This is a genomic window from Sphingomonas sp. CFBP 13733 (genome assembly GCF_014841795.1).
GTDB lineage: Bacteria > Pseudomonadota > Alphaproteobacteria > Sphingomonadales > Sphingomonadaceae > Sphingomonas > Sphingomonas aerolata.
This window is the reverse complement of sequence record NZ_JACYUP010000001.1, coordinates 345,572-368,867: the sequence shown is the minus strand read 5'-3', so window position 1 is coordinate 368,867 and position 23,296 is coordinate 345,572. Positions and strand designations below refer to the sequence as shown.

The 23,296-nt window shown below is 64.9% G+C and carries 22 protein-coding genes and 1 tRNA gene; 11 read left to right on the top strand and 12 right to left on the bottom strand.

Features of this window, described 5'->3' with window-relative positions; translation table 11 throughout:
- Positions 1–92: 92 nt before the first annotated feature.
- Positions 93–992: a 4-hydroxy-tetrahydrodipicolinate synthase gene (gene dapA, locus IFT71_RS01410; RefSeq protein WP_192138891.1), complete on the bottom strand. Its 900-nt coding sequence runs from the start codon at positions 990–992 to the stop codon at positions 93–95.
- Between the two features lie 79 nt (positions 993–1,071).
- On the opposite strand from dapA, the gene IFT71_RS01405 reads away from it, so the two are divergent.
- The 4 genes from IFT71_RS01405 to IFT71_RS01390 all read left to right on the top strand — a co-directional run bounded on the left by IFT71_RS01405 (position 1,072) and on the right by IFT71_RS01390 (position 4,830).
- Positions 1,072–3,075, top strand: coding sequence for a lytic transglycosylase domain-containing protein (locus tag IFT71_RS01405; RefSeq protein ID WP_192139241.1), 2,004 nt, complete (start codon positions 1,072–1,074; stop codon positions 3,073–3,075).
- A gap of 19 nt (positions 3,076–3,094) precedes the next feature.
- A complete protein-coding gene (gene greB / locus IFT71_RS01400) occupies positions 3,095–3,571 on the top strand; it encodes a transcription elongation factor GreB (protein ID WP_192138890.1) in 477 nt (158 codons plus the stop codon).
- A 97-nt stretch (positions 3,572–3,668) separates the two neighbouring features.
- The gene (locus tag IFT71_RS01395) at positions 3,669–4,049 is read left to right on the top strand and encodes a DoxX family protein (RefSeq protein WP_192138889.1); all 381 of its coding nucleotides are present in this window, start codon (positions 3,669–3,671) and stop codon (positions 4,047–4,049) included.
- Between the two features lie 10 nt (positions 4,050–4,059).
- Positions 4,060–4,830: an NYN domain-containing protein gene (locus tag IFT71_RS01390; protein WP_031439510.1), complete on the top strand. Its 771-nt coding sequence runs from the start codon at positions 4,060–4,062 to the stop codon at positions 4,828–4,830.
- A gap of 16 nt (positions 4,831–4,846) precedes the next feature.
- Here IFT71_RS01390 and IFT71_RS01385 read toward each other — a convergent pair whose 3' ends face one another.
- The 3 genes from IFT71_RS01385 to ettA form a co-directional block, all read right to left on the bottom strand.
- Entirely contained in the window at positions 4,847–5,608 is a 762-nt protein-coding gene (locus IFT71_RS01385; RefSeq protein ID WP_192138888.1) for a DUF3108 domain-containing protein, read from the bottom strand.
- 18 nt (positions 5,609–5,626) lie between these two features.
- On the bottom strand, positions 5,627–6,820 hold the full coding sequence (locus IFT71_RS01380) for a sensor histidine kinase (protein WP_342212567.1): 1,194 nt from the start codon (positions 6,818–6,820) through the stop codon (positions 5,627–5,629).
- A 250-nt stretch (positions 6,821–7,070) separates the two neighbouring features.
- Complete coding sequence (gene ettA, locus IFT71_RS01375; protein WP_159510566.1) at positions 7,071–8,750, bottom strand: energy-dependent translational throttle protein EttA; 1,680 nt, start codon at positions 8,748–8,750, stop codon at positions 7,071–7,073.
- A 104-nt stretch (positions 8,751–8,854) separates the two neighbouring features.
- On the opposite strand from ettA, the gene IFT71_RS01370 reads away from it, so the two are divergent.
- The 7 genes from IFT71_RS01370 to IFT71_RS21315 all read left to right on the top strand — a co-directional run bounded on the left by IFT71_RS01370 (position 8,855) and on the right by IFT71_RS21315 (position 17,696).
- On the top strand, positions 8,855–10,255 hold the full coding sequence (locus IFT71_RS01370) for a M20/M25/M40 family metallo-hydrolase (protein ID WP_037530663.1): 1,401 nt from the start codon (positions 8,855–8,857) through the stop codon (positions 10,253–10,255).
- Between the two features lie 154 nt (positions 10,256–10,409).
- Positions 10,410–10,676, top strand: a complete 267-nt coding sequence (locus IFT71_RS01365; RefSeq protein ID WP_031393308.1) for a hypothetical protein — start codon at positions 10,410–10,412, stop codon at positions 10,674–10,676.
- 123 nt (positions 10,677–10,799) lie between these two features.
- Positions 10,800–10,875 (top strand) — tRNA-Ile (locus IFT71_RS01360).
- Between the two features lie 869 nt (positions 10,876–11,744).
- The gene (locus IFT71_RS01355; protein ID WP_166747380.1) at positions 11,745–12,296 is read left to right on the top strand and encodes an FxDxF family PEP-CTERM protein; all 552 of its coding nucleotides are present in this window, start codon (positions 11,745–11,747) and stop codon (positions 12,294–12,296) included.
- Positions 12,297–13,353: 1,057 nt separating this feature from the next.
- On the top strand, positions 13,354–13,659 hold the full coding sequence (locus tag IFT71_RS01350) for an HIRAN domain-containing protein (protein ID WP_192138887.1): 306 nt from the start codon (positions 13,354–13,356) through the stop codon (positions 13,657–13,659).
- A 1,022-nt stretch (positions 13,660–14,681) separates the two neighbouring features.
- Positions 14,682–14,942, top strand: coding sequence for a hypothetical protein (locus IFT71_RS21320; RefSeq protein ID WP_244654689.1), 261 nt, complete (start codon positions 14,682–14,684; stop codon positions 14,940–14,942).
- A 2,094-nt stretch (positions 14,943–17,036) separates the two neighbouring features.
- Positions 17,037–17,696 (top strand): PEPxxWA-CTERM sorting domain-containing protein, encoded by a 660-nt coding sequence (locus IFT71_RS21315; protein ID WP_244654688.1) that lies wholly within the window; start codon positions 17,037–17,039, stop codon positions 17,694–17,696.
- Positions 17,697–17,824: 128 nt separating this feature from the next.
- On the opposite strand, the gene IFT71_RS01335 is transcribed toward IFT71_RS21315, so the two are convergent.
- The 8 genes from IFT71_RS01335 to mdcC all read right to left on the bottom strand — a co-directional run bounded on the left by IFT71_RS01335 (position 17,825) and on the right by mdcC (position 23,290).
- Complete coding sequence (locus tag IFT71_RS01335; RefSeq protein WP_192138885.1) at positions 17,825–18,169, bottom strand: hypothetical protein; 345 nt, start codon at positions 18,167–18,169, stop codon at positions 17,825–17,827.
- Between the two features lie 46 nt (positions 18,170–18,215).
- Positions 18,216–18,791 carry a GAF domain-containing protein gene (locus IFT71_RS01330; protein WP_197975981.1) on the bottom strand — a complete coding sequence of 192 codons (576 nt, stop codon included), beginning with the start codon at positions 18,789–18,791 and terminating at the stop codon, positions 18,216–18,218.
- Positions 18,792–18,943: 152 nt separating this feature from the next.
- Positions 18,944–19,855, bottom strand: coding sequence for an acyltransferase domain-containing protein (locus tag IFT71_RS01325; RefSeq protein ID WP_192138884.1), 912 nt, complete (start codon positions 19,853–19,855; stop codon positions 18,944–18,946).
- Complete coding sequence (gene mdcB / locus IFT71_RS01320; RefSeq protein ID WP_192138883.1) at positions 19,852–20,688, bottom strand: triphosphoribosyl-dephospho-CoA synthase MdcB; 837 nt, start codon at positions 20,686–20,688, stop codon at positions 19,852–19,854. Before mdcB ends, IFT71_RS01325 begins: the two co-directional genes overlap by 4 nt.
- A complete protein-coding gene (gene mdcG / locus IFT71_RS01315) occupies positions 20,685–21,314 on the bottom strand; it encodes a malonate decarboxylase holo-[acyl-carrier-protein] synthase (RefSeq protein ID WP_192138882.1) in 630 nt (209 codons plus the stop codon). The genes mdcB and mdcG overlap by 4 nt, the downstream gene beginning before the upstream one ends.
- Positions 21,314–22,030: a biotin-independent malonate decarboxylase subunit gamma gene (locus IFT71_RS01310; RefSeq protein ID WP_192138881.1), complete on the bottom strand. Its 717-nt coding sequence runs from the start codon at positions 22,028–22,030 to the stop codon at positions 21,314–21,316. Before IFT71_RS01310 ends, mdcG begins: the two co-directional genes overlap by 1 nt.
- On the bottom strand, positions 22,017–22,976 hold the full coding sequence (locus IFT71_RS01305) for a biotin-independent malonate decarboxylase subunit beta (RefSeq protein ID WP_192138880.1): 960 nt from the start codon (positions 22,974–22,976) through the stop codon (positions 22,017–22,019). The genes IFT71_RS01310 and IFT71_RS01305 overlap by 14 nt, the downstream gene beginning before the upstream one ends.
- Positions 22,973–23,290, bottom strand: coding sequence for a malonate decarboxylase acyl carrier protein (gene mdcC, locus IFT71_RS01300; RefSeq protein ID WP_192138879.1), 318 nt, complete (start codon positions 23,288–23,290; stop codon positions 22,973–22,975). Before mdcC ends, IFT71_RS01305 begins: the two co-directional genes overlap by 4 nt.
- Positions 23,291–23,296: the final 6 nt, after the last annotated feature.

Below are 23,296 nucleotides of genomic sequence, written 5' to 3'. Positions count from 1 at the left end.
GAGGGCGAAGGGGAAGCGGGCGTCGTATCGCGTTGGACGTTAATTGTCGGTCCCCCCGTCATCCTGACGTGCGTCAGGATGACGCAAGGGGATCAGACCAGGCCGGCGTGTGCCAGCGCCGCGTCGACCGCGGCGCGCGAGGCGTCGCCCGCGGGGGTCATCGGCAGGCGCAGCGTCTCGGGGAAGCCGGCCCGTACCCGCGCCATGGCGTATTTGACCGGGCCCGGCGACGCGTCGGTGAACAGCGCGTCGTGCAGGGGATAGAGCCGGTCCTGATAGGCGAGCGCCGTGACGAAATCGCCCGCCTGGCAGGCCGCCTGAAACTCGGCGCACAGCTTCGGCGCGACGTTGGCGGTGACCGAGATGCAGCCGGTGCCGCCCATCACGTTGAACGCGAGCGCGAGGTCGTCATTGCCCGACAGCTGGCAGAAATCGGGTCCGCAGGCTTCGCGGTGCTGCGAGACGCGCGCGAGCACGCCGCTGGCGTCCTTCACGCCGACGAACACCTGCGGAAAGGCGGTGACGACTCGCGCCAGCGTCGCGGGCTGGATGTCGGTCACGGTGCGGCCGGGGACGTTGTAGAGGATGATCGGCAGCGGCGCGTCGGCGGCGAGCGCCTCGAAATGCCGGAAGATCCCCTCCTGGCTCGGACGGTTGTAATAGGGCGGGACCATCAGCGCGGCATCGGCGCCAGCCTCGTGCGCCGCACGCAGATTGGCCGAGGCGACGCGCGTGTCGTTCGACCCCGCCCCGGCGATCACGGGCACGCGGCCTTTTGCCTGATCGACGCAGACGCGGACGACGTGGAAATGCTCATCATAGGACAGGGTCGCTGCCTCGCCTGTGGTGCCGCACGCGACCAGCGCGGACGAGCCCTCGGCGATCTGCCACTCGACGAAATCGCGATAGGCGTTCTCGTCGAAAGCGCCGTCCGCGGCGAACGGCGTGACGAGCGCCGGGATCGACCCGGCAAAGGAAAAACCTGCAAACATCGGTATATTGCGCTCCTGCCGCGCTGAATTCGGGCGTTTCGTTCAGGACAGATACGGGTTGAACTGCTATCCTGTCCACATGGTAGCATTGGCGTTCAAATCGAGCATCGTTCTGGCGGCTTTGGCCGGCACGGCGGTATCTTCAGGGGTCGGACAGGAAACGCTCGACCGGTACCGGACGCAGCTTTCGAATATCGGCCCGCAGGCGCAGCCGATGGCGAGCGACGGCGCGATCGCCTCGACGATCGCGCAGTGGCGCGCGCTGCAACAGACCGACGCGCTGCCGTTCGACAGCTATGCCGGGTTCCTGATGGCGCATCCCGGCTGGCCGAACGAGACCGCCAATCGCCGCGCGGCGGAGCGGCAGGCGGCGATCGGCAGCGGTGCGGCCGGTAGCGTCGTCGCGTTCTTCACGCGCTATCCGCCGCAGTCCGCGGCGGGCAATCTTGCCTATGCACGCGCACTGCAGGCGACCGGGCAGCGCGACCGCGCCTATGCCGCGGTGCGCAGCGCGTGGCGATCGGGCGGACTGACGCCGATCGATCAGGTCGCGGTGACGACGGGCTTCCCCGGCGCGCTGTCGAGCGACGATCAGGATGCGCGGATGGACGCGCTGCTCTGGTCGGGGCAGACGAGCGCAGCGCAGCGCCAGATCCTGCTGGTCAGTCCCGCCAAGCGCGCGCTGTTCGAGGCGCGGCTAGCCTTCCGGACCAATGCACCGAACGCGTCCGACCTGTCGGCGGCGACGATGGAGACCTATCGTGGCGACGCCGGCTATGTCGCCGATCGGGCGGTGTGGCTGCGCAACAGCGGCGCGAGCCCGAGCGCGCGGGCCTGGCTCGCGCGGCCGCGGGCGCTGACGACGCGGCCGGGCAATGCGGGCGAATGGTACGAGATCCTGGTGACCAACGCGCGCGGCGCTGCGAATGACGGCCAGTGGCAGGTCGCCTATGACATCGCGCGGCAGATCGACGATGCCTATCCGGCGGGGGCGAACATCTCGGCCAAGTCCTATGCCGAGCGTGACGAATATACCAATCTCGCCTGGCTCGGCGGGCAGGCGGCGATGAAGCAGCTCGGCCGGCCGGCGGATGCGATGACGCTGTTCGACCGCTATGCGCGCGGGTCGAATTCGCCGGTGGTGCGCGCGCGGGGTTATTACTGGGCGGGTCGCGCGGCCGAGGCGGCAGGCCGGCAGGCGGATGCGACCGCCTTCTACACGCAGGCGGCCGGCTACCGCGATCAATATTACGGACAGCTCGCGACCGAGCGGATGGGTCGCGCGCTGACCCCGCCACCGCCGATGGCCAGCCTTGCGATCGCGCCTGCGGTGCGCGCCGCGTTCGAGCAGCGCGAGACGGTGCGCGCGGTCAAGTTCCTCGGCCAGATCGCCGACTGGCAGGACCAGACCGCGTTCGTCCGCCAGATCGCCGCGGATGCGACGACCGACACTGACCACGCGCTCGCCGCCGAACTGTCGACGCGCATCAACCGCCCCGATCTGGGCGTGATGGTCGGGCGCAGCGCGCTGGCGAACGGGCTCAGCGACTATTCCGCGGCGGGCTTCCCGACCGTCAGCGTGCCGGCGGGCTATGAGGACAACTGGACGATCATCCATGCGATCTCGCGGCAGGAAAGCCAGTTCGATCGCGCCGCGATCAGCCATGCCGGTGCGCGCGGGCTGATGCAGCTGATGCCTGCGACCGCGCGCGAGCAGTCGGGCAAGATCGGGCTCGCCTACAACCAGGCGTCGCTGACGACCGATCCCAATCTGTCGATCATGCTGGGGTCGAGCTACTTCCAGCGGATCTATGCGAACTATGGCAGCTATCCGCTTGCAATCGCTGCGTATAATGCCGGCGGTGGCAATGTGAACAAGTGGCTGCGCGCCAATGGCGACCCGCGCACCGGCGCGGTCGACATCATCGACTGGATCGAGGCGATTCCGTATCAGGAGACGCGCAACTATGTGCAGCGCGTGATCGAGAATGCGGTCGTCTACGACCTGATGAACCCCGCTCGCGCCAAGAGCCGCAGCGTCGCACGCACGTCCTGGTATCTCGGCAAGACCCGGCCGGGCTGAACCGAACGAGACGGCACGCATGGATCGGCCCAATTACATCACCCCGGCAGGCTATACGGTGCTGCGCGAGGAATATGAGCTGTTGCTCGGCAGCGAGCGGCCGAAGCTCGTCGAGGTGATTTCCTGGGCGGCGGGCAATGGCGACCGGTCGGAGAATGGCGACTATATCTATGGGCGCAAGCGGCTGCGCGAGATCGACCGGCGGCTCGGCTGGCTGTCGCGGCGGATGAAGGCGGCCAAGGTGGTCGATCCCGCCGCGCAGGAGGACCGCAGCCGTGTCTGGTTCGGCGCGTGCGTGACGGTGGCGGACGAGGAGGATGTCGAACGCGTGCTCACGCTGGTCGGCGATGACGAGACCGATGCGGGCAATGGGCGGATCGGCTGGAATTCGCCGTTCGCCCGCGCACTGAGGGGTGCCGCGATCGGTGATGTCCGCCGCGTCGACCTGCCGGCGGGCGAGCGCGAATATGAGGTGATGGCGATCGCCTATCCCTGACCTCCCATCGCTGAACGATCCGTTTCCATCCGGCGCGTTGACGCAGGCACGCGCGCATAGGACGTAGCGGGACCGCAACGACGTTCAGGATGATCCCATGCCGATACCCGCCACCTGGTCCCCCCGCCTGCTCGGCGTGATGCGCATCGTCGTGGCGCTGGTGTTCTTCAGCCACGGCATTTCCAAGTTCTTCGGGCTGCCGCCCTTCCCGATGGCGATGACCCCGTTGCTGTACGTCGCGGGCATAATCGAGGTCGTGGGCGGCGCGTTGCTGATCGTCGGGCTGTTCACGCGGCCGGTGGCGTTCCTGCTGTCGGGCATGTCGGCGGCGGCCTATTTCCTCGCGCACGCGCCCCAAGGCCCCTTCCCGATCGCCAATGGCGGCGAGGCGGCGGTGCTCTATTGTTTCGTGTTCCTGTACCTCGCCGCAGCGGGTGGCGGCGCGTGGAGCGTGGACGCGGGGCGCGGGCGCGGCTAATCCCGGCGGTATGGCCGATACCACAACCCGCAACGTCGCCCTTCTCATCGACGCTGACAACGCCTCCTCGGCGACGCTCGACCCGGTGCTGACGGTCCTTGCCGAGCTCGGCACGGTCAACGTCCGGCGCGTCTATGGCAATTGGTCCAAGCCCGCGCTGAAAGGCTGGCGCGACATGTCGATCAAGCACGGCATCGAGCCGCAGCAGCAGTTCGACCTGACCAAGGGCAAGAACGCGACCGACATGAAGATGACCATCGACGCGATGGACCTGCTGTTCCGCGGCCGGATCGACGGGTTCGGGATCATGTCGTCGGACAGCGACTTCATGCCGCTCGCGATGCGGATCCGCCAGGACGGCGTGCCCGTCTATGGCTTCGGCACCAGCCGCACGCCCGAGGGGTTTCGCCAGGCCTGCACGCGCTTCATCGACGTCAGCGCGCTCGACGACGAGTCCGAGCCGATGCCGCTGTCACTGCCGCCCGCGATCGGTGGCGAGAAGGCCCCTGCCCCCGCCGCGCCCGCCGCACGCCGATCGCGCGGTGGCGAGCCGATCGGGTCGGACCTGATCAAGCTGCTGATCGACGCCTACAACGCGGGCAAGCGCGACGAGAAGGGCTATCAGAGCCTCACAGAACTGGGCCAACGCGCGGGCAACCGGTCGAGCTTCGACGCGCGCAACTATGGCTTCAACCATCTGTCCGAGCTGATCGAGGCGGTGCCCAATTTCCAGACCGAACGCCGTGACGGCGGTCGGATCTACGTCAAGCGGGTCCGCTGAGCGCCCGCACCGTCGCTCAGTCGAGACCGGTGCAGTCGCCGCCGAGCTTCGTCCCGCCCCGCGCGGCGAAGCTGCCCAGTTCGCGAGCATCGCGTTTCGCGATCAGCGTGGTGGCGCTGGGCTTGCCGTCCTTGAGAACCGCGACGGTCCAGGCATCGACGGGCCCGGTCGGTGTCGCAACGCTCTGGCTGCCGGTAACGGTCAGCGTGAAGCGGCCGATGCCGCCGTCATACTGGTAGAAGGGCAGCGAGAAGCTCCTGCCCATCGCGAGCGGCAAGGCGCCGAACGTCACGCCCCAGAGATTGCCCTCCCAGATGGGGTCAGCCACCGCGACGTCGATCGGCGTGACGACGGCCTTGTCGGTCTTCGTTCCGACGATACGACCGGGGGTGTAGCGCAGCGCGACATGCTCGACCCCGCTCCGGCTGTTGTCGAAGGTGATCGGCGTCAGATCGTCGCGGTTCAGGACGAAGTGATCGCGCATCGCGAAGTTCGCCATCGGTACGCGCTGATGGATGACGATATCCCAGGCGGGCCGGCCGTTAATGCGGGTGGCGCGGATCACCTGCCGGCTCGCGCCGATGACGGTCTGGTCGGATGATGTTCCGGCGGCCTGCGTGCCTGCGGGGGAGCCGGGGCGGTAGATCGCGAAACACTGGTCGACCGGCTTGACCCTGTCGCCTTGCGGCGCGGTCACCGCAGCCGCTGCGGCCGCTAGCATCATCAGCATGTTCATCATCCCCACCCCGTCGCTGTCGACGGGGTGTGCTACGGACATCATACACGCGTCAAGCGATCAGTCGGGAAGCACGATCCTAGGGTCGGGGATGTCGAGGACCGCGCAGGTGCCGCGCTCTGCGTTCTCGATCGCGATCGTGCCGCGCAACTGCCGGGCAAGGCTGCCGATCATCCGCATGCCGAGGCTTTTGCGCGAGGCGGCCTTGAGGTCGAAATCGGAGGGCAGCCCGACGCCGTCGTCGGACACGGTCAGCAGGATCCGGCCGTCGGCGTTGCGGATCGTCACCGCGATGACGCCGCCACCCTCGCCATACGCATATTTGATCGCGTTGGTGACGAGCTCGGTGACGAGCAGGCCGAGCGGGATCGCGGTATCCGCGCTGATCCGGATCGCGTCGATGTCGCAGTCGATCCGGTGCAGCGGCGCCTGTTCGGCAAGCCCCGTCGCGATCCCGCAGACCAGGTCGTCGAGTGCGACGATCCCGACCTGTTCGCCGCGCCAGAGCTGATCATGCGTCTGCGCGATCGCGGTGATGCGCGCCTGCGCGTCGCCGAGCAGGCGGGTGATGCGCGGGTCGTCATCCTCCTGCATCTGGAGGTTGAGCATCGCGGAGACGAGCGCGAGGCTGTTCTTGACGCGGTGGCTCGCCTCGCGCGTGAGCAGCTCCTGATGCTCCATCGCGTCGCTCAAGCGCTGTTCGGCCTGCTGCCGCTCGATCGCGACGCCAATCAGATTGGCGAACCCCTGCATGAAGGCGAGGTCGGCGGGCTCGAACTTGCCCTCGTCGGGGCTGTCGACCTCGAGCACGCCGAAGCGCTTGCCCGACGTCTCGACCAGCACGTTGATCGCGCGGCGGATATGGTGCTCGGCCATGAAGGCGGGCGTCCGGAACCGCTCCTCATTTTCGAGATGGTTGGAGATCACCGGCTGGCCGGTCTCGAGTGCGAAGCCCGCGGGCGAGGCGAGATCGGTGCGCATCTCGGCCGATCCGACCACGCCCGGCGCCCAGCCGATCCCCGCGCGCACGAACAGGCTGTCCTGTTCGGGGCGATATTCGAGGAACTTGCAGTATTTCGAGCGCATCCCCTCGCCGCACAATTCGGTGGCGCGCTGGAGCATCGGTTCGAGATCGCGCGCGCGCAGCGCCTCGATCCCGAAATCGGCCAGTATCGATTGCTGGCGAAGCCGGTATTGCAGCTCCCCCGCACCCGGGGGGGCATCTCCACCGGGGGAGTGTTCGATAACTGTCACGCCTGCTCCGTTCGTGGGGACCAAGATGTCTCCTACCGACCCCGGTTAGGGGATCAACATGGCACTTGCGTGGCAGGCACCGGCTCGGTCCTACACCGCCCTCGTCATCCTGACGAACGTCGAGATCCAGAGCAATCAAGCGGGCCGCCTGTGACCCTGGATCCTGACTTTCGTCAGGATGACGGAGTTTGGATGGTAGGTGGACGTCCGCCGCAGCCCGGGAACATGGGCCGCGGCGGGTCTCAGACGCTCAGCGCGTAAGCTTCTTGTACGCCAGACGCGTCGGGCGGTCGGCGGCGTCGCCGAGGCGACGGCGCTTGTCCTCCTCGTAAGATGCGTAATTGCCCTCGAACCACTCGACATGGCTGTCGCCCTCGAACGCGAGGATGTGCGTGGCGAGGCGATCGAGGAAGAAGCGGTCATGGCTGATGACCACCGCGCAGCCTGCGAACGTCTCGAGCGCCTCTTCGAGCGCACGCAGCGTCTCGACGTCGAGATCGTTGGTCGGCTCGTCGAGCAGGAGGACGTTGCCACCCTCCTTGAGCATCTTGGCCATGTGGACGCGGTTGCGCTCGCCGCCCGAGAGCTGGCCCACCTTCTTCTGCTGGTCCTGCCCGCGGAAGTTGAACGCGCCGACATACGCCCGCGTGCCCATTTCCTGCTTGCCGAAGCGGAAGATCTCAAGCTCGTCGGAGATTTCCTGCCAGACGTTCTTGTTCGGATCGAGATCGTCGCGGCTCTGGTCGACATAGCCGAGCTTGACGGTCGAGCCGACCTCGATCGTGCCCGTGTCCGGGGTTTCCTGACCGGTGATGAGCTTGAACAGCGTCGACTTGCCCGCGCCGTTGGGGCCGATCACGCCCACGATGCCGCCCGGCGGCAGCGTGAAGTCGAGCCCGTCGAACAGCAGCTTGTCGCCGTACGACTTGGTCAGACCCTTCGCCTCGATCACCTTGCCGCCAAGACGCGACGGCAGCTGGATGAGGATCGCGGCCTTGCCGGCGACGCGATTCTCCTGCTTCTCCATCAGCTCGTCGAACGCGCGGATACGGGCCTTCGACTTGGTCTGGCGCGCCTTGGGGGTCTGGCGCATCCACGCCAGCTCGTCGGCGATCGCCTTCTGCTTGCCGGCCTCTTCGCGCTCTTCTTGGCTGAGGCGCTGGGCCTTCTTCTCCAGATAACCCGAATAGTTGGACTCGTAGGTGTAGTAGCGGCCGCGATCGAGCTCGAGCACCCAGTTGACGACATTGTCGAGGAAGTAGCGATCATGCGTCACGAGGATGACGTTGCCGGTATATTCCTTGAGGTAGTTCTCGAGCCACGACACGCTCTCGGCGTCGAGATGGTTGGTCGGCTCGTCGAGCAGCAGGATCTGCGGCTTCTCGAGCAGCAGCTTGCAGAGCGCGACACGGCGCTTCTCGCCGCCCGAGAGATTCACCACCGACGCATCGCCCGGCGGGCAGCGCAGAGCCTCCATCGCCTGTTCGAGCTGGCTGTCGAGCGCCCAGCCGTCGACCGCGTCGATCTTGGCCTGGAGATCGCCCATCTCCTCCATCAGCGCGTCGAAATCGGTGTCGTCCTTCGGATCGCCCATCTCGGCCGAGATCGCGTTGAACCGATCGACGAGGTCGGCGACGGGGCGGACGCCGTCCTTGACGTTGCCCATCACGTCCTTGGTCGGATCGAGCTGAGGCTCCTGCGCGAGATAGCCGACATTGACGCCCTCGGCCGCCCAGGCCTCGCCGGTGAAGTCGGGGTCCATGCCCGCCATGATCTTCATCAGCGTCGACTTGCCCGACCCGTTGGGGCCGATGATCGCGATCTTGGCGGACGGAATGAACTGGAGGTGGATGTTGTTGAGGACGGGCTTTGCGGCACCGGGGAAGGTCTTGGTCAGACCCTTCATGACGTAGGTATACTGGACGGCCATGTGGGTGCCGAGCTCCATGCTTGAATGAGGCGGGATTTGACGTGCGCAGATAGCGATGCGGCGGGCCGTTGGCAAACGGGGAGCGGCGACATAGGCTGTCGCGGATGATGAAGCACACGCTCGCGGTATTGGCCGCCTCCACCCTGTCCGTTCCTCTCATGGCACAGCGGACCGCACCACCCGCCCCTGCCCCGGTCGATGCGAAGGTCGCCGCGCTCCGCGACGCCGCGCTCAAGGACGACGTCGCCTATGACATCGTCGAGGGGATGACGACCGAGATCGGCCCCAGGCTGGCGGGGACCGAGGCGGAGGCGCGTGCGCGCGCCTGGTCGGTGACCAAGCTGAAGGCGCTGGGGTTCAAGAACGTGCGGATCGAGCCGTACCAGATGCCCGTCTGGGTGCGCGGCGTCGAGACGGGGTCGATCCTCGCCCCCTTCCCGCAGGCGCTGAAGCTGACCGCACTCGGCAATTCGGGTGCGACGCCTGTGGGCGGGCTCACCGCGCAGGTGGTCGTGTTCAAGACCTATGGCGACCTGGCCGCGGCGCCTGCCGGGAGCCTTGCGGGCAAGATCGCCTATGTCGGCAATGCTATGGAGCCGACGCAGGACGGGTCGAGCTATGGCGCGTTCGGCCCTGCACGGTTCGTGGGGCCAGCGATGGCGGCGAGCAAGGGCGCGGCCGCGATCGTGATCCGCTCGATCGGCACCGATCATCACCGCAATCCGCATACCGGCACGACCAACTTCCCCGAGGGCGTCACGCCGATCCCGTCGGCGGCGCTGTCGGTGCCCGATGCCGAGCTGATCGAACGGATCGCGACGCGCGGCAAGCCGATCACGATGACGCTCGTCCTGACCCCGCGGATGACGGGCACGCACGAATCGGGGAACGTGATCGCCGAAGTGCCGGGGACCGATCCCAAGGCGGGGATCGTGCTGGTCGGCGGGCATCTCGACAGCTGGGATCTCGGCACCGGCGCGATCGACGATGCGAGCGGCGTGGCGATCACCGCGGCGGCGGCCAAGCGGATCCTCGACGGCCCGCGCCCGCGGCGGACGATCCGCGTCGTCTGGTTCGGTGCCGAAGAAGTCGGCGGTTTTGGCGGCAAGGCCTATGCCGAGGCACACAAGACCGAGCGTCACGCGACCGCGGGCGAATCCGATTTCGGCGCGGACCGCGTGTGGCGGTTCGAGACCAACCTGCCCGACAGCGCGAAGCCGGTCGCCGATCGCCTCGCCTCCGCGCTCGCCCCGCTCGGCATCGCGCGCGGCGCAGGGGTCGGCGGTGACGGCACCGATGTCGGCCCGACCATGGCGCTCGGCGTCGCGGCGATCGACCTCAACCAGTCCGGTACGCGCTATTTCGACACGCACCACACCCCCGACGACACGCTCGACCGGGTCGATCCCGAGCAGCTTCGCCAGAACGTCGCGGCCTGGACGACGATGCTCGCGATCGTGGCCAATGCGCCCGAGGAAATCGGCTCGGTCGTGCCAAGAAAGTGACCAGTTGCGGCAACCCGCCCGTCATCGGACTGTCGCAAAGCTTGCTGGGCGATGAATTTAGCGGATTGACCGCCGGTCGGGGGCCGCTATTTGACGGGGCTTCGCGACGGCAATCGGGTCGGCCGCGAGTGAAACTATGCTTGGGAGCATTCGAATGAAGAAGATCGTTCTGATCGCTGCTGCCGCCGGCCTGATGTCCGTCGCAGCCTGCAGCAAGTCGCCAGAAGCCGCCGCAGTTGAGAACAACGCGGACATGCTGGCTGACAACATGGAAATGCAGGCTGACAACATGGACGCCATGGCAGACAACACCTCGAACGCTGTCGCAACCGACGTGCTCGAGAACGCAGCCGACAACATGAACGCAGCAGCAGACAACGTCCGCGATGCTGCCGACGAGAAGACCGACAACATGAACTAAGACCTTGTCGGGCGCTCGCGCTCGACAGCGTTTTGGAGTCGGAAAGGGCGTTCCTTCGGGAGCGCCCTTCTTCTTTGCCACCCTTTTTCTTTGGAAACGCTTGCGCTAACGCAGGCGACGGTGGGGCCTGTAGCTCAACGGTTAGAGCTGGCCGCTCATAACGGCTAGGTTGCGGGTTCGATTCCTGCCGGGCCCACCAATTTCTCCAATCATCACTACCTTACGTCGTCAGGAATGCGGAGAACCGCGTGGTATGTGGGGGTCTTTCTTCTCACACGTTCCATACGGCGAGCTGAGAGTGCGGTGCATTCGGGGGGATATTTGGGGGTATTTTTCAAATGGAAGTTTCTGCCCCCCAGATGTCATGACTCGGCCCGGATTTCTGCGGCTTGCGGAGCCGCTCCGGCTTCGGCGGAAGCACCTGGTTTGAGGGTGTCGATGATCATGCTGGGCGGCCTTGCGACGATGATCGCGGCAATGCCCGCCGCAGCGCACGCCGCGGTGCAAGTCGCGGCGAACCGCGAGTGACGAACCGCTTTAGATAGGCGGCGTTACGCCCTATCATCGTAGAGAGGCTAGCGAGGCTCCTGCCTTGCTCTTTGGCGAGCTCGGCAGTCGAACTCGCGGCGTTTGCATACTCATTGGGCGCATCCAAACAACGAATCAGGGTAGCGCCCGAGCTATACTGCTCCTTTTTTGTTCTCAACCTGCCTGCCATCGCCGGGCGGAACGAGGCACGGGATAGTTCGGAAAACCTCGTAACTCGGGGGGGGCTTGAATGTCGCTAAAAGAACAGTGTGCCCGTCAACAACTATTGGAGATTTAGGTCATTCTTCTTGTCTTGTTAACCAAGGTTGAGCAGGGCCTATTGCACGCTTCTACCGTGGAAAATGCCCCCGGATGCAAACGATCCGGCCGCGCGACTTCATGACGCTCATCGCACTCCGCTCACGATGCACGATTGTCCCGAAACCACACAATGGTTGGGTGGTGGCCGTTTTCAGGCAATTGCATAACTCTATGGCCCCCTTTACTTTTTCTCCAAGGAACACGTAAAAAGGGACCACCATGAAGCGCTTACTTCTTTCGACAATGGCATTCGTATCTGCATGCGCGATGGCCCCAGCGGCTCACGCAGTTAACTTCACTCCGAACGACCCGGAGTTCACCGTCAGCGGCGATATCAAGAATGGTACCGTTTCGGCAGATTTCGGCCGGGCGGGCATCAAGCGTGGTGCATTCACGGATACTTTCAATTTCATCATCGACCAGGCCGGCCTGGCTAGCGGTACGCTTAGCACGAGCACGACGCGGTTCTTCAGCCCGACCGATCTCGATATCCTGTCGGTGTTCATCAATGGCTTCGCAGCGTCGAAGACTGTTGTCGGCAAGGCCGAGTTTTTCGAAATCAATAACGTGGCGATCGCAAAAGGTGCGACGAACCAGATCGTCGTGAACGGCCTCTCGCGCGGTAACGGCTCCTATGCCGGCACCGCAACCTTTGAGCCAACGGCAGCAGTTCCCGAGGCAGGTACCTGGGCAATCATGCTGTTCGGTATCGGCGGTATCGGCTCGTCGATGCGCGTTCGTCGTCGCCAGGCAAAGATCGCATTCGCTTAAGCACTTTTCACGGCTCGTCCTGGTGTCCGGCTGTGTGAAGGCAGCCGTCAACCTTTCGAGGTTGGCGGCTGTTTTCATTTGAACCCAGCGCGATTGCGGCTGCGGAGGGATTGATGTGGCGCGACGACCGCCGTTGGCCGACACCGACGCGTACGGTCAGGCGCGAACTGGTCGAAGTCGACTTCCTTATGCCGTCCACAGCCACGGATCAGATCTATGGTCCGGATACCGAGGGACCGCATGGGTCGGGTTTAAGTGGTCAAACGTCGACGGAGTGACAATGCAGAAAATCCAATAAGAGCCGCGCTCATTGAGACCGTCAACGGTTGCGTAGACACACCAGCAGTCCGCCTAACCCTGCGCTGTCTCTGACATCACTGCCCCGAGCGCTGACCCCTCGTGTTTTTTGGGAAGCCGCCGCGCAGCAGGATAGTGAAATCGGTCGGTGCCAGAGTGTGACGGCCCCTTTCAACAGCATTGTGCGGCGACTGCGTCGATCCGGCGCATATACCGTAGTCGGCAATGCGCGGGCAGCATTGGCATCAAGAATTTTCAGTTAATCCACTTTAACCGCATGGAGTTGCAATTACTAAACAGATTCAATGCATAAATCCCCTTGTCGAAAGACAAGCACTTTCAAATCTGGGGGTTCAAATGCGCTACTGGCCAATCGGCAAGCCCATTCGGGGTTAACTTTGCCATCAGCTTGGGGGTCACTATTGGCATCATTGCTGCATACTGCAGGATGCAAAGCAATGCATTAGTATGCCAATGATGACCCTTACAACGGCTGAATTTAAAAATGCCCGGCTTTCCAAGCCGGGCATTTTTTGTGTTCACGACCGCGTCATATCCTTTGCCGGACTCTCATCGGTGCATTTGCGAAAAAGCAAGGCCAAGAGGTTCCACTGCTTTTTGCATAGCGGTGTGCGCAGTCTTAAACCGCCCGCCTACCAGATAGCCCATCAAAGGCGTTCGTTACGCCGAACTACTGCGACGGCCCTTTGTTGATCGCATCGACTTTCCGAACGAGGACACGAGCAAGAGCAACCGGCGCATGGAGTGCATGCTGTGCGCGCCTGGTGTAGCGGTCGAGCTGCGCTTCGAGCCGAGCAACCCATACGACGAGAACGCCGTTGCCATATTTAGCGAGCGCGGCACCCAACTGGGCTATGTCAGCGCAGAGCGCGCGCCGCTGATCGGCAAGCGGATAAAGGAAGGCGAGGCGATCGCCGTCTTTCAGACGATGCACGAAAGCGAGGTGCTTACCCTGCCCGACCCGGTCCCCGATGCTTTAAAGCGCCCACCTCCCCGCCAGGCTCGGCCGGCGCAGCGACCGGTCTGCGATCCCGACGCCTTTTAGCCTGACAAGGAAGGCCCCGAATTCGGCGCTTAACATCGGGCTTGCGGCCCGGTTTGACCAATATGAAGCTTAGCAAGTTCGTCCCGCACTATGATCGACTGCTAGGGCAAACGCTGGGGATGACGAACGCGGCACGATCGCTAAGGCGCGCAAGGATAGCTTTGGAAAACGGGACGCCCTCAAGGCAATGCGTGCCGCACTGCTCGAGATGGTGCCTGAATCGCATTCTGGTTACCGAACTTCCGATCCAGCTGAACTGTCCGCAGACACTGCAAACACGTTCAACCCTGGCAAGATAGCGCCAGTGGCCGCGCAAGAGCGGTAGGCGTCATTCTCGGCATGGTGAAGTGCATCGGCCAAGAAAGAGGCCACAAGCGGATTGTTAGATACGTCGGCGACGTGAAGCGCCCAAGCGATCGCGGAGCGCAAGATTTCTGCGTCGTGTCCAAAGGGCGTGTTCATAGGGCGGCTTGTTACAAAGCGAATTCTTGGGAGCCAAGCCCGCGTTCGGCATACAAGGTTAAGATCAACCTAGGTTACTTTTCCGTCAGGACCCAAGCCAGCCTGACTGAACGCGCTGCCAGCTATACTGGTGAGCAAGGATCTGAATGGAGCACCTGACCGATTGCGTCACGCTGTTGCCGGCGTGCCGAGGTGCACCCAGCGAGCAACTGATCGGATAGGACTGATGCCGCTTCGATGTCGAGCGTGACAGCTACGCCCGGCCCATCAATCAGCACCCTCCCCTCGTTCGCTGAGACGTTCAGAATTTCCGGACACAAGGTACGCAGCATGCCAATTCTCCCGTAGAACAATCAGCGACCAGTGGCGGCACATCGTTCCGTGTATTGATCCACGGCAGGACGATACTCAGTGACCGAGATCGCTCGCCTCCGGTTGAGGGAGGCGGTAAGTTTGGAGCGGAGCAGCGCGCTAGCTAGGTCAGAAAACGTCAGTCCCAGTGACGCTCTTGCATACGAAGGTCGATCGTATAGTTTCGGTCGAATTGCAGGAGTCGAACGATGAAATATCGCGTTGCAGTTGCGCTGATCCTCACCCCCATTGGCGTAAAGGCGCAAACGTCAGAAGCCCCTGCCAAGGCCGTAGAGTCGCCAACCAAAGAGAAGAAGATCTGCCGGTCAATGACGCCGACGGGCTCTTTCATGGCCACGCGCGTCTGCAATTCGGCTGCGGCGTGGCGCAAGTTTGATGGGCTTACTGCTGACGGCGCGCAGCAGACCCGGGATGTGTATCGAATGACCACGACCGGTGTGCCGCACTGAGTTAGATGCAGCGGCGATTTCCTGCAATGCCCGCCGCCTGGCAGTGGAATCGGATGCCGCAATCTGATTGAGCGCCGAAAGAAGCTGCTCATTGCGCGCGCACAACGCCGCTTTCGTCATGCTGGCACGAAGCGGCGGCTTCCCGACAGTTCGGCCGCGCACAACCATGTCAGTCATGTTTTCCTCGTGGGTTCCCGCCACCAAATGCGCAGGGTTGCAGCAGATCGCGCGGTCGCAGGTGTGACGGATGACGCGTTCGCCTGGGTCTTCGCCGTTAACTATTGCCGATGCCACCCGGTTTGATCGGCGGATCCTGCCGCCTCCCACCGTCGTCTGACCGTACAGCCCTTTACCGCCGCGGCATGCTGTCCAATCCCAGCACTCGCCTTCACCGCGGCGGGCGACGTTAGACCAGAATAGGGCAATGATAGCCGGCCCCCGGATTGGATCCGCGAGGTAAGGCCATATAGGCTTGATCCCGAACCGGGGCTTAAACGGCGCCGTCGCGGCTATCTCGACGCTCATGAAATACACCCCACTGCACGTGGGGGATTCTTGGGGGGTATAATGCCCGCCGCCACGGGCTTTGTAAGGGCGTCAGTTCGATAGGTGCCGGGCCCACCAATTTCCAAAATCACAGTCTCCATATCGCCGCAATAAGCCGCAGCAATGCGCCACTTCTCCGCGGTTTTCTTGTCAGGCGTTCCATGACTACCTGTCGCCGATCAGGCGTTCCGGGGGCGGCTCAGGGGGTAAATTCAGATTGCCCGCACCCGATTTCCCCGCAAGGCCATCCGAGCATGCAGCCAGCGATTTCCAAACCTCCCGGCCGCAGCCGCACCTGATGCGCGGCAACGCCTTGTCTCGCGCGATCTGACAGGATCCGGCGGCTCTCCCGGTGACCAATGATCGCGCGCGCCCAGTGCCCGCTCGTCGGCGTTGAGGACGATCGCGCGGTGGCGGCGTTCCTCCGCTGGCAGGCGTCGCGGCGAACCGCGCGTGACGGACTGGTTCAGCTAGGCGGCGTTTCGCCCTATCATCGTAGGGAGGCTAGCGAGGCTCCTGTCTGCTCTTTCGGGTGCTCGGGCAGTCGATCTTGTGGGGATTACATTCTTATTGAACGCATCCGGGCAGCGAATCAGGATCGCACCTGAACTCCATCGTGCCGTTTTGGTTCTCAATCAGTTTGCAACTACCCGCCAGCTGCGAGCGCAGGAAGATTAGGACAATCAAGCAGCTCGGGGGGGCCTCGACGTCACCCGGTGGCCAGCCTAGCCCGTCATCAAATAAATGACTGTTGGGTCACTCTTCGTGTCTTGTTAACCATACAAAAACAGGACTTATTGCGCGCTATGACGGTGCGAAACGCGCCGCGGAGCAGAGGATGTTTCAATGGTAATGATCCTGGTGGGCTGGGCCGGCTCTTCCGTCGCAGCTTTTCTCGTTCTCGGGTACGCCGCTCACAAGCTCAAACACGTATGAAGCGGGGACCGGGTTAGGATCCACGCGCGTTCTATCCGGACGAGGACGGGCTCGACCGGGGAGCCGATCGAGAGCGTCGAGCGACTGACGACGGGCCGACTTGCACCTACCGAACAGTTGATCGGAAGAAGCGGACGCCGCCTCTATGTCGCGCGTGGCGGCAAGGCCAGGTCCGTCGATGAGCACCCTCCCTTCGTTCGCCGCGACGTTCAGAGCTTCAGATTGCACCTTCGGCGGCATGGCCAAACGCGATGCGATTTCTGGTCATCGATCACGATCATGCGTGTCCGATGGCGCTTCTCATCCGTAAGATCATGAGGCGCAGCGACCGCCGCCAGTTGCGACACCGCATCCGTCACGATCGGGCCGGAAAACTTCCGTCGGGAAGTGGAGCAGCTGCACCTTTCCCGATCGGTAGGGGAACCTGGACCACTCCCGCCGCTTACTCAGGAAAATTCGCATCAAATGACCAACGAATCCAGGGGTATGCAGACGTCTCCTATAATCCAATTGGAGTAGTGCGTCTTAAGCCATTAGGATTATCGTCGAGAATTGCGGAGTATGATAAGGAAAGAATGGCGACGCTGGTTGCCGACTTTCGAGGATAGTCCCATGATAAACAAGGCAATCATAGTTGGAATGCTTGGATTGACGGCAATTTGTGCGACACCCGCTGCAGCTGTATCAATCATGGATCCGACCAACGACTTCATTCCGTCATATACTGCGGGTCCGCGTTTTGCAGATCTCGACGTCACAAGCTTCTCGGTCAATTACGACAGTATGTCGCAATTCTTCACGCTAGGCGCCACTTTTGCCGGGGATATCGATCCGCAGACGGCGGGTCTGTACATTTTCGGCGTCAACACCGGTACAGGCATCGCCAGGCCTTTTGCCTCGATCGGTCAACCCGATGTGATCTTCAATCAGGCCATCGTGATACAGAAGAACGGCACCGGATCGGTCGGTCCAAACGCCTTGGACCCAACTGGTATTGCCATCGCGGGAAACATGCTGACAGCGCGGGTTCCGCTCGCCTTGCTGCCGAGCACGGGCTTTGGGCCAACGCAATATGGGTTTAATCTCTGGCCCCGAAACGGTGTGGGTAACGTCAACCAGATCACAGATTTTGCACCTGAAAATGCGACCGTTTCGATCGGCGCGGTTCCAGAGCCGGCAACGTGGCTCATGATGCTCGTCGGCTTCGGGGGCGTTGGCTTCAGCCTCCGCCGGCGCATCGGTAAAGTCGTCACGGGTACGGCTTACGCCTGATCTCGATGACAGTTCATCCCATATAGAGCCGCCGCCCTTCATTGGTCAGCGGCTTTTCAGTCCAGCGTCATCTTCGTCTGATATCTTACCCCAGAGTAAGGGCGTCGAGGATCAGGCAGCGTGCTGGACTACATAATCGCCGAAGGGGTGCCGAGTGCGACAATATGCTCGACGGCGTCCTCGGTAATTTCCTGGGCACCCTCCAGCCCGAATTCGCCAAGATAGGACCAGGCGACCCACCCGACATATCTCGGCAGGCCCGGAATGGCGAGGCCGACCGATCGGCCGATCGTCACGCCATAATCCGCTTTCACCCGAAACCCACGCGTGGAGACGCCCGTCACGGTCGCGGGTATCATTTCGCCCAGAGGGGTGATCAGAAGCGCCCCCAGGTTGACGAGATGCCGGGATGCGCAACGACGTTCGATCAGCGCCGGCGAGATATCGCTCGCGATTTTGCGATACATATTCATTTCGAGGCTCGTCCGGGCAGTCTGCGTCGTTGCGCACACGTAGCCATCACGGTCGCTGGCTTTGCATCGAAGGCTGGACTTCCTTATCGCCTTCGCGATCGACGTCGGTCTGCCTGCTTATGGCGTGGACAATCGCCTCTGCTTCCTTCTTCAACGCGATGATCCGCGCCCTGTCGTCGTCCGTGACGAAGTCACGGGGTTTTTCATCGAAGACGCACAGCGCCCCGAGTACGGTGCCGTCTTTGTCGCACAGAGGCGCACCGATATAGAATTGAATGCCCTCGATCGTGTCGACGAAGGGGTTACCGGCGAAACGCTCGTCTGCGCCGGCGTCCGGAACGATCGTCAGTTCGTCGGGGGATAGAATGGCATGCGCACAGAAGGACGTAGACCTCTTATAGATGCCGGCCTCGAAACCCGCTGCGGACAATACGTAAGTCGAGTCCTGATAGACGATGGTGATGGCGGCGGACTTCGCCTTCAGGGTATCGCGGACAGCATCCAAGATCGGCCGGAATCTGCCGACATGCGGACTGGCGATGAGATTGCTTGTCGCAATGGCCCTTTCGCGCTCGCGTTCATTTTCCGGCTTATCCGCCATGATGTAGAACGAGATCGACATATCATATCCTAGCCCTATGTGCCCAATCGAGCAGATAGGGAGCCTAAGCATCCGTTTGCCCGGCCTGTGACGATATAAAGCAATAGCTAACAAAGGGTTGGCATCACCGCCCGCCCTATCGAACGGCACCCTCCCCGTGTCTCCCCCGACGTTCAGCGGGCGATCCAGGCGGTGATTCCGGCGAGGCTGCGGAAGTCGTCGACTGCGCGGACGTCGAGTGTCGGATAGGCGGCGCGGACCATGTCGGCGAGCGCGGTGCCGGGGCCGAGTTCGAGCAGGCGGTCGACGCCGCGTTCGACCAGCGCCTCGAGCGTGGCGGCCCAGTCGATCGTCGTGTCGATCTGCGCCGCGAGCCCTGCGATGCCGGCGGCGCCTCGGACGATCGTGGCGTCGGTCGCGCCGATCAGCGTGCGACCCCGGACCGGCCGTGCGGGCTGGGCTTCGAGCAGCGCGGCGTGGAATGGGGCGACCGCGGCGGACAGGTGACGGGTGTGCGAGGCGACGCGGACCGCGATTGGGCGGGCGGTTGCTGCACCCTCCGCTAGCGCGGCGTGGCAACAGGCGGCGACCTGCGCGCGGGTGCCGCCGATCACGAACAGAAGGCCGGGATTGACGATCGCGATGCCGCAGTCGAACCGCGCGACGAGCGCCTCGACCGCCGCGCGCGGCAGGCCGCGGACGAAGCCGAGGCCATCCTGCGCACCGCCTGCCGCGTCCATCGCCGCCGCTCGCGCCGCGGTGAGCCGCAGCGTGGCGGCGGGCGACCACAGGCCGGCAATGCCCCAGGCGGTCATCTCGCCGACGCTATAGCCCGCGACCACCGCCGGACCGATCGGTTCGAGACACGCCGCCGCCGCCAGCCCGCGCGCGACGCACAGGATCTGGCTCGTCGCATTGGCGTGGAGCCGGTCGTCCGCTGCGGTCCGGACGAGCTGATGGACGTCCTGTCCGAGGATCGCGGCGGCCTCGGCGAGGATCGGTGCGGCGGCGGGCTCGTCGACGAACAGGTCGAACATCGCCCGATCCTGCCGCCCCTGCCCCGAACAGAGCAGCGCGCGCGTCACGCGTCGTGCGCCGCGACGAAGAACGTCATCGCGAGCAGGTCCGCACAGCCCCCCGGACTGAGCCGCCGGGCGACGAAGCGGTGATGAACCGCGATCGCGCGCGCGCGCCAGTCCGCCGCGGCGATGCCTCCCGTCGCGAGGAAAGCGTTGGCCTCGTCTTGCGCGAAGGCGAGACCGGACGGGCCGCCGCGATAGAGGAGATTGGTGTCCGCGACGCCGACGATCAGCGCCATCAGGACCTGCACCGCCTGCGCGTTCCGGTCTTCGGGCCGCAGGCGCCGCGCGGTGGCGAGCGCGGGCAAGGCGGTGGCGTAGAGCGCGGGGAAGCCGGCCGCGGCTTCGGCGCGCGCACCGCCCGCGGCATGGCGGCGCGCGACCGTGGTGCCATGGCTGTGCAGTGCGACGGGCCCGCGCAGGATCTCCGCGCCCCAATGCTGCGCGACGATCGTCCCGAGCGGTGCGGCGATACCATAGCGCGCGCGAAACCCCGCAGCGGCGCAAAGCAGGCCCATGCCGAAGATCGCGCCGCGGTGCGTGTTCACCCCGCCCGTCGCGACCATCATCGCCGACTCCGCCGCGATCCCGATCGCGCGCAGCCGGTCCATCCCTGCGCCCGCGGCGCCCGCCTGGGCCAGCGCGGCGAGATAGGGCGCGAGCGCGTCGACGCTGCGGTTCATCATGGCCGCATCCATGTCGTCATGCGCACCCGCATCCACCGGGCTGACGAGGCCGGGCTTGGGATAGGTCGCGATCTCGCGCCTGAGGCACAGCGCGGCGGCGTGGCCGATCGCGTCGGTGTCGACCGCAGGTGTCGCCGCGACGAGCGCGGTCATGCGAACACCGCCGCGCGCGGGGTCACGCCGTTCGCGTGCGCCGCCTTGACGAGCAGATCGGGTGCGTCCGACGCCCATTCGCGCCACTGCACCGCATGTCCTTGTGGGGTGAGCAATTCGCCGTCGATCCGCATCGGTGCGGTCGCTCCGATGGTCAGAAGCGCGCGGGCGCGTGCGGTCGCGGTGCGCTGATCCGCCACCGTCCAGAGCAGGTCGAGATCCGAACCCGGCGACAGATAGGCCAGCCCGGTCAGATGCGCCCAGGCGAGGCTGCCGAAACAGCGCGTGTCCGGGTCGAGCGTGCCGAGCGCGGCGATGCTGTCCTGCCAGGCGGGGGGTGCCGCCGCCGCCGCATCGCGCAGCAGCGGCGGCGGGGCGTCGGCCCGGATCACGTCGGGGGGCACGGCGAAGGCGAGCCGCTGCTTGCCGATCGACGGCGGCAGCGGCAGCCCGAGTGGGACCAGGCACGGGAGTTCGCCGACGACCGGCCGTCGCGCGATCAGCGGGCGGTCGTCCCTTGCCCAGTCGGCAAGCAGCGCCGGGGCGTTGGCAAGTCCGTGCGCGGCGAGGATGGCGGGCCAGCGCTGCGGGTCGATCCAGACCAGCCGGTGTCGGTCGAAGCGCATCAGCGCCGCGCCGCCATATCCACCTCGTCCGCGATCGCCGCGGCCTTGGGCCGGCCCTTGCGCTCGGCCCCGAGCGTCGCACGCGCATCGTGATCGCGCGGCGTGGCGAGCAGCACCGCGAGCTGATCGGCGAGGCTGCGCTGCGGATCCCAGACCTCGGCGACCCCGCCGACGCTGACCAGATTGCCGAGGCCGGGGGCGAAAACCGGGGTCGCCTTCGCCTTGTCCTCGAGCAGATCGATCGACAGCTTGGTGACGCGCGCCATCGAGGCGAGGTCCATCACCTCGGGATGCGCGCCGGGCAGCGCGACGAGCGTGTCGCAGGCGAGCGCGGTGGCGATGAACGCGCCGGCCGCGCTGCCGCCATAGAGCAGGCCGATCGTACGGTGGCCGCGCGCCTCGGCGAGGAGCAGCGACTTGGCGAGATGCGCGAGATATTCGCTGAGGCCGAGCAGTTCGTCGCGTCGACTCATCCGCTGGCTCGCGCTGTCGACGAGAAAGAGGATCGGCGCGTCGTCGTCGCTGCGCGCGATCGCGAGCACCGCGGCGGACAGGCGGATCGCCTGGTCAATGCCGATCGGCGCGCGCGCGGTGGCGCCGATGACATGCACGACCCGTCCGTCGGGCGATGTGCCGCGCCCGAACAGCAGGTCGCCCTCCGCGGTGACCGCATGGCCGGCCGGAAACAGCGAATCGAGGATCTCAGCGGGCGTCATCGGCGCTCTCCCGGTACTGGGCGGCTAGGGTCGCGAAGGCGGCGGAAGGCATGTCCGGGATCGCCCGCGCGTCATCGATGCCCAGCGTGCGCCAGATGTCGGTCGCGTCCGCGGCGTCGCCGAACCGGGCGATGCGGCGTTCGAGGCGGTCCTGTTCCGCGTCCAAAGTGGCCAGATCGAGACCGGGTCGCTCCCCTCTCCCGATCGGGAGGGGGGAGGCATTCCGGACGGAACCCGCCTTGGCTGGTCGCCCGAGCGCCGCGAGCATCGCCGCGCGGAACGCCGCCGCATCGTCGTCGACGAACAGGTCCGCGCCGCCGATCAGCGTCCGGTGCTTGCCGCCCATCGTCCGCCAGACCAGCGCACGATCGCGCGAGTCGAATTCCTCGACGCCCTTGTTGGTCTCGATCACCTCGGGGCCAGTGACGCTGATCCGCCCCTGCTCGGATATGATCAGCGTCGAGCAGCAGCCGGCGATCAGCCCGCCACCGCCATAGCAGCCCGCACGGCCGCCGATCAGCCCGACGACGCGCACGCCCGCGATCCGCGCTTGCGTGACCGCGCGCATAATCTCGGCGATCGCGATCTCGCCGGCATTGGCCTCCTGCAGACGGACGCCGCCGGTGTCGAACGCGATGACCACATCGCGGTCGAGGGCTTTGGCGGCGCGGAGCAGGCCGGTGAGCTTGGCGCCGTGGACCTCGCCGAACGCGCCGCCCATGAAGCGGCCCTCCTGCGCGGCGATCAGGATCGGCGTGCCGTCGACGGTCGCGGCGCCGACGACGATGCCGTCGTCAAACTGCGCGGGCAGGTCGAAGATGCCGAGATGCGGGCTGGTCTCGCGCCGCTCGGGGCCGACATATTCGGTGAAGCTGCCGGCATCGACCAGCGCCGCGATCCGCTCGCGCGCGCCTGCCTCGTACCAGCTCTGATGAAGGTTGCTCATGCTTCGGGCTCCTCGATCATGCGGACGGCCTGGGCGAGGCGCAGCGACACCGTATCGGGTCGTGCGCCAGCATCGTTGATCGCGATCCGCAGGCCGCCGGCGGCGCGCCGGCCGACGAAATCGGCGACGACCGCGTCCCAGAGGTCGCGAAAGCCGTGCGCCGCGGTGCTGATCTCGATCGCGCACCGATCGGCCGCGTCGCCGCGCTCGACCAGCACTTCCAGATTGCCCGACGCGACCACGCCGACCAGCGCCATCGCGCGCGTGCCGCCCGCGGGGACGGGCGCGGCGATATCGAAATGCAGGATTTCCATGCTTCT

Bases quoted from the DNA above. Each gene is read 5' to 3' on its own strand.
- dapA (WP_192138891.1), bottom strand. From the start codon at position 992: ATGTTTGCAGGTTTTTCCTTTGCCGGGTCGATCCCGGCGCTCGTCACG.
- IFT71_RS01405 (WP_192139241.1), top strand. From the start codon at position 1,072: ATGGTAGCATTGGCGTTCAAATCGAGCATCGTTCTGGCGGCTTTGGCC.
- greB (WP_192138890.1), top strand. From the start codon at position 3,095: ATGGATCGGCCCAATTACATCACCCCGGCAGGCTATACGGTGCTGCGC.
- IFT71_RS01395 (WP_192138889.1), top strand. From the start codon at position 3,669: ATGCCGATACCCGCCACCTGGTCCCCCCGCCTGCTCGGCGTGATGCGC.
- IFT71_RS01390 (WP_031439510.1), top strand. From the start codon at position 4,060: ATGGCCGATACCACAACCCGCAACGTCGCCCTTCTCATCGACGCTGAC.
- IFT71_RS01385 (WP_192138888.1), bottom strand. From the start codon at position 5,608: ATGTCCGTAGCACACCCCGTCGACAGCGACGGGGTGGGGATGATGAAC.
- ettA (WP_159510566.1), bottom strand. From the start codon at position 8,750: ATGGCCGTCCAGTATACCTACGTCATGAAGGGTCTGACCAAGACCTTC.
- IFT71_RS01370 (WP_037530663.1), top strand. From the start codon at position 8,855: ATGATGAAGCACACGCTCGCGGTATTGGCCGCCTCCACCCTGTCCGTT.
- IFT71_RS01365 (WP_031393308.1), top strand. From the start codon at position 10,410: ATGAAGAAGATCGTTCTGATCGCTGCTGCCGCCGGCCTGATGTCCGTC.
- IFT71_RS01355 (WP_166747380.1), top strand. From the start codon at position 11,745: ATGAAGCGCTTACTTCTTTCGACAATGGCATTCGTATCTGCATGCGCG.
- IFT71_RS01350 (WP_192138887.1), top strand. From the start codon at position 13,354: ATGGAGTGCATGCTGTGCGCGCCTGGTGTAGCGGTCGAGCTGCGCTTC.
- IFT71_RS21320 (WP_244654689.1), top strand. From the start codon at position 14,682: ATGAAATATCGCGTTGCAGTTGCGCTGATCCTCACCCCCATTGGCGTA.
- IFT71_RS21315 (WP_244654688.1), top strand. From the start codon at position 17,037: ATGATAAACAAGGCAATCATAGTTGGAATGCTTGGATTGACGGCAATT.
- IFT71_RS01335 (WP_192138885.1), bottom strand. From the start codon at position 18,169: ATGAATATGTATCGCAAAATCGCGAGCGATATCTCGCCGGCGCTGATC.
- IFT71_RS01330 (WP_197975981.1), bottom strand. From the start codon at position 18,791: ATGTCGATCTCGTTCTACATCATGGCGGATAAGCCGGAAAATGAACGC.
- mdcB (WP_192138883.1), bottom strand. From the start codon at position 20,688: ATGACCGCGCTCGTCGCGGCGACACCTGCGGTCGACACCGACGCGATC.
- mdcG (WP_192138882.1), bottom strand. From the start codon at position 21,314: ATGCGCTTCGACCGACACCGGCTGGTCTGGATCGACCCGCAGCGCTGG.
- IFT71_RS01310 (WP_192138881.1), bottom strand. From the start codon at position 22,030: ATGACGCCCGCTGAGATCCTCGATTCGCTGTTTCCGGCCGGCCATGCG.
- IFT71_RS01305 (WP_192138880.1), bottom strand. From the start codon at position 22,976: ATGAGCAACCTTCATCAGAGCTGGTACGAGGCAGGCGCGCGCGAGCGG.
- mdcC (WP_192138879.1), bottom strand. From the start codon at position 23,290: ATGGAAATCCTGCATTTCGATATCGCCGCGCCCGTCCCCGCGGGCGGC.